The sequence below is a fragment of the uncultured Nitrospira sp. genome (assembly GCA_902500695.1).
GTDB lineage: Bacteria > Nitrospirota > Nitrospiria > Nitrospirales > UBA8639 > Nitrospira_E.
Genome location: CABVRQ010000035.1, coordinates 36,888 through 40,853, shown reverse-complemented (window position 1 = coordinate 40,853; position 3,966 = coordinate 36,888). Strand labels below are relative to the sequence as shown.

General features: G+C 47.9%; 3 protein-coding genes, 1 tRNA gene and 1 other RNA gene. 1 reads left to right on the top strand and 4 read right to left on the bottom strand.

Annotated elements, in window-relative coordinates:
* Positions 1-906, bottom strand: a complete 906-nt coding sequence (locus AAH187_RS10575; RefSeq protein WP_342348424.1) for a DnaJ domain-containing protein — start codon at positions 904-906, stop codon at positions 1-3.
* A gap of 614 nt (positions 907-1,520) precedes the next feature.
* On the opposite strand from AAH187_RS10575, the gene AAH187_RS10570 reads away from it, so the two are divergent.
* Positions 1,521-1,868, top strand: coding sequence for a cupin domain-containing protein (locus AAH187_RS10570; protein WP_342348423.1), 348 nt, complete (start codon positions 1,521-1,523; stop codon positions 1,866-1,868).
* 41 nt (positions 1,869-1,909) lie between these two features.
* Here AAH187_RS10570 and AAH187_RS10565 read toward each other — a convergent pair whose 3' ends face one another.
* The 3 genes from AAH187_RS10565 to rnpB form a co-directional block, all read right to left on the bottom strand.
* Positions 1,910-2,764 (bottom strand): SUMF1/EgtB/PvdO family nonheme iron enzyme, encoded by an 855-nt coding sequence (locus AAH187_RS10565; protein ID WP_342348422.1) that lies wholly within the window; start codon positions 2,762-2,764, stop codon positions 1,910-1,912.
* A 414-nt stretch (positions 2,765-3,178) separates the two neighbouring features.
* Positions 3,179-3,256 (bottom strand) — tRNA-Glu (locus AAH187_RS10560).
* 258 nt (positions 3,257-3,514) lie between these two features.
* Positions 3,515-3,939: RNase P RNA component class A (gene rnpB, locus AAH187_RS10555), an RNA gene on the bottom strand.
* Positions 3,940-3,966: the final 27 nt, after the last annotated feature.

Sequence of the window (3,966 nt, the reverse complement as noted above, 5' to 3'; positions counted from 1 at the left end):
TCATGACCGTAAAGGAAGTGGCAGCTCCTTCGGTGCGGGTTTTTCTTCAGGTTTTCTGATGAGGTCGGGACGAGCCTTCAATATCCAGTCAACCGCCTGTTCATTATAGTTTCTGAGCTGACCATAGACGATCCACCGCATGCTGTGAACAGTATCAATATAATCATTAAAATGGTCCTGCGTGATTTCTTTTGGGGCCACTTTTAATAATGTTGGCAGCAGACAGCTTTCACAACCTGAGGCTTGCTCCTGGAATGCCGGATACACAAAATGTTTGGCTAGATCAAGCCGGTGACACAATATACGGGCGAGTTGGTTGTAATTTCTTTCTTTGTTCTCCTTCCCGACAACCCCAAGAATTTCTTCCCCATAGAGATAGATCTTTTCCCAGGTCATCACATACGGCGCTTTTTCTAGAAGCGTATTGAGTAAATGACTGTTGGCTCCCAACAGTTGCTCATCAAACGCCGACGTCACCACATGTCTCGCCATTTCAGGACGTTCGCATAAGATATCGGTCATCCAGACAAAACACGTTTCCTGGATATTTTTGTCAAGATAATCAATGATGGATTCGATGAGTTTCATCTCTTCTCTGGTAATGAGCGATCGATCCCGGAGAATGATATCTTTGGCTCTTCGGACCCGACTTCTCACGAGTTCATTTTTTGACCCGCCATTCAGCATATACCCATTATCGTAATCAGCCCGCTTTTCTTCGTGACCGAGCACGGCATAGGCTTCGTTGATCCTGAACATCCTTTCCTTAGCGGCTTGTCGTTCTGCCTGTGGGACGACGTCCTCATGATTTTCTTTAACAAATTTCCGCCATGCGCCCTGGACTTCCTTCAGGAGTGCATCTTCAGGAAGCCCCAGAATTTGGTAATAGGTTAATCCGTCAATCATGTTGTTGTTCTAAGGGTAGATTAAAGTTCGATACGGACCATATTCGTGTAAAAATATACGCGAAGGACAGGGCTTCACACCAGAGATGATAGTGTCAGGAATAGGAAATCAGCCATTTCCTCCAATTACTTGCAATGCCGCACTGGCGTTAACCCACGGACCGGCATACTACCAACCTCATACACCAATGATGGTGTTTTATATAGCTTCGCACTCTTTCAGTGACCAAAGCTTTCAAAAAAATATTTATCCCCATAATCCACATAGTGAATTCCCTTTTCACAAAGGAGTTCGTGATTTCACAGTGAATTTATCCACCATCGTTCACACCTTTTCCACAATTTGTGACATTGACAGGGGTATCTCCCCTCTATATAAGTGGACGCATTCTTAGAAAATTTCACTCTCTTTCATTCTCTACTCTCTACCCCCATGAATGCACTGCCGGTGCTTTTCCATGGATTTCCTTCAATACAAGTAGCTTGTGTATTTTCTTGTCACTTGCATCCATCTCCGCCATTCTTCCTCGACAGGAATCAATGGCTGAATTGCGGCAGTCCCCAGATTATTCATCGGAATTTTTTATAAGTCTTTTATTCTCTAAGAGGCCTATCATGAAAAGCCACCCCATCATTGATCGCTCAACTGTTGCGAAAAATTGGCATGCTCGCGGATTTTCCTGTGGGGTGTGGATTGATCATGCCGGACGAGAATGGAGAGCCGTCACCCAGGATATGGAAGAAATATTTATGGCAATGTCCGGAGAATTGGAATTGGAGATAGCGGGAGAGCGGGTTCAGCCATCCGTGGGAGAAGAAATTCATATTCCAGGCGGGTCACTCTATACCATTCGTAATATTGGTGGAACAACCGCTCGTTGGCTCTATGGGCAAAAACGGGCGCCTTCCGCTCCACCTCAACCGATTGAATCAATTCGCGATCTCATCCAAACCCCACGGTAAAAGTTTACCGGATGCGGCCACTTTTATGAGTAGCCGCACCGTCACTTCGCATCCTTAGCACAACGAAATCCTGTTGTCAGGTCCTGGAAATCAACTTCCCCTTTTGAGCGGGCGGTCACCCGTAAGTTGACCGGCTGGTCTTCCCACGAGCCCCCGCGTAATACTTTATAATCGCCTTCCGCCGGCCCTTGGGGATTCTTCTTGGGACTCTCTTCATAATAAAAACGGTCATACCAATCATCGACCCATTCAGCCGCATTCCCTGCCATATTATACAAGCCATAGGCGCTTTTTCCGCCCTGTTTTAAGCCATGACGAATACTCATGCCCCTGGTCCCGCTGGTGACCGGCGAAAGGGTCAGTTTATAACTCACCCACCCCGTCGTCCCCTGGTTATAGTTTGCAATATCCACAAAGGGCTGCATGTGACCCCATGGATACCTTCGCCCATCGGTGCCACGAGCGGCTTTTTCCCATTCGGCTTCCGTCGGCAGACGTTTTTCCACCCACTGACAGTATCGTTTGGCATCGTTCCAGGAAATTCCCACAGCCGGTCTGATCCCAAATTCTCCAGTGGCAATGCCATCATCCCACAGCGGCGGAGGTTCGATACTGTAATCTGTATCCAATAATTTCTGGTACTCCGCCATGGTCACCTCGTACCGATCGATAGAATAGGCATCCAGCCAAACGGAATGCTCCGGTCGCTCGTTTCGAGAGCCGTCATTATCTCCCATGAGAAAATCCCCTTCAGGAATAAGCACCATTGAACCCGGCGGGCCATCATCCTGCTCTGGAGCATCTCCTGGTTTGGACTCTTGAGACCAGGCGGGCTGGCTCAGACCATTGAAAATGAAGAATACGGCCATAATGCCCAATAACCATGTGTGCGTCATAAGACCTCGCCAGAAAAATGGATGATTAAATTTTTGTTTGCAACACGCGCAACACTCCCTCACCAAACACCCACTGGAATCGGAACTGATCAACAAACGCGTTTAAGTGCTTTCGGCGGTATCTCGGCCAGCCAATTAACATATCAGCCGAATTGAATGCCCCCTCTTGTAACGATGCTCGTTTAGAATATTTTGGTTAAGCCAAAATGCCCCACTCTCTCAATATAGTAAGATGAAGATTCCACAGGTCCCCGAAAAAATATGGCTGATATACCTACCATATCGAACTTAACTGAACGAGGGAAGAGATCACAGTCGATTTCGTTCAAGACCCGCCACATAATATTTAAAAATCACTTGCATTGATAAAAATAAAAAAAAAGCCGTTGAAGAAACCTTCAACGGCTTAAGCTATGGCGTCCCCAACGGGATTCGAACCCGTGTTGCCGGCTTGAAAGGCCGGCGTCCTAGGCCAGGCTAGACGATGGGGACGCAATATTTCAGGATAGGTATTTGGCCTTTTATGAAAAACGCGGAAGCGATGGACCCGGCATTCTATCAATGAGGAAAACACGAGTCAAACCAAGGAATTATTCTCAACCATTTGGATGCTATGAGCTAACAAAACAACACGTGACATAGTCTGTATTATTGTCGCCTCGCATTCGTGAAATCTTTCAGACCATGGCTCATTAATACGTGAAGAGAAACCACCACAATGCCGGACAAACACGTAAACCCTAAAGATGGTGAGGGAGTGGGCCTGTAAGCCGGATTCTGTACAAGATGAAACGAGTCTCATCCAGTGGTGACCATTTCTCTGGAACCTAGGTTACCCTAGGCTTCAAGCAACCTACCCGAGAACCTCGACCGGGCCGGTCTCTCTCCCGGTCCAAGAAGAAATCGCTTCCTTCGACAAACCGGGAATCGTCCCCCTATTTGGTTTTGCTCCAGGTGACGCTTACCCTGCCACCTGTGTCACCACAGGCGCGGTGGGCTCTTACCCCACCATTTCACCCTTACCTGGCAAAATCCGAGGAGTTTGCCATTGGCGGTATATTTTCTGTGGCGCTGGTGTCGGATTGCTCCGCCTGGGCGTTACCCAGCACCTTGCCCTTTGGAGTCCGGACTTTCCTCCCACGAAAATTTCCGTGAGCGGCCACCCGGCCCACTCGCACCATCAAGAGTTATCGTAGGTTGAG

Bases quoted from the DNA above. Each gene is read 5' to 3' on its own strand.
- AAH187_RS10570 (WP_342348423.1), top strand. From the start codon at position 1,521: ATGAAAAGCCACCCCATCATTGATCGCTCAACTGTTGCGAAAAATTGG.
- AAH187_RS10575 (WP_342348424.1), bottom strand. From the start codon at position 906: ATGATTGACGGATTAACCTATTACCAAATTCTGGGGCTTCCTGAAGAT.
- AAH187_RS10565 (WP_342348422.1), bottom strand. From the start codon at position 2,764: ATGACGCACACATGGTTATTGGGCATTATGGCCGTATTCTTCATTTTC.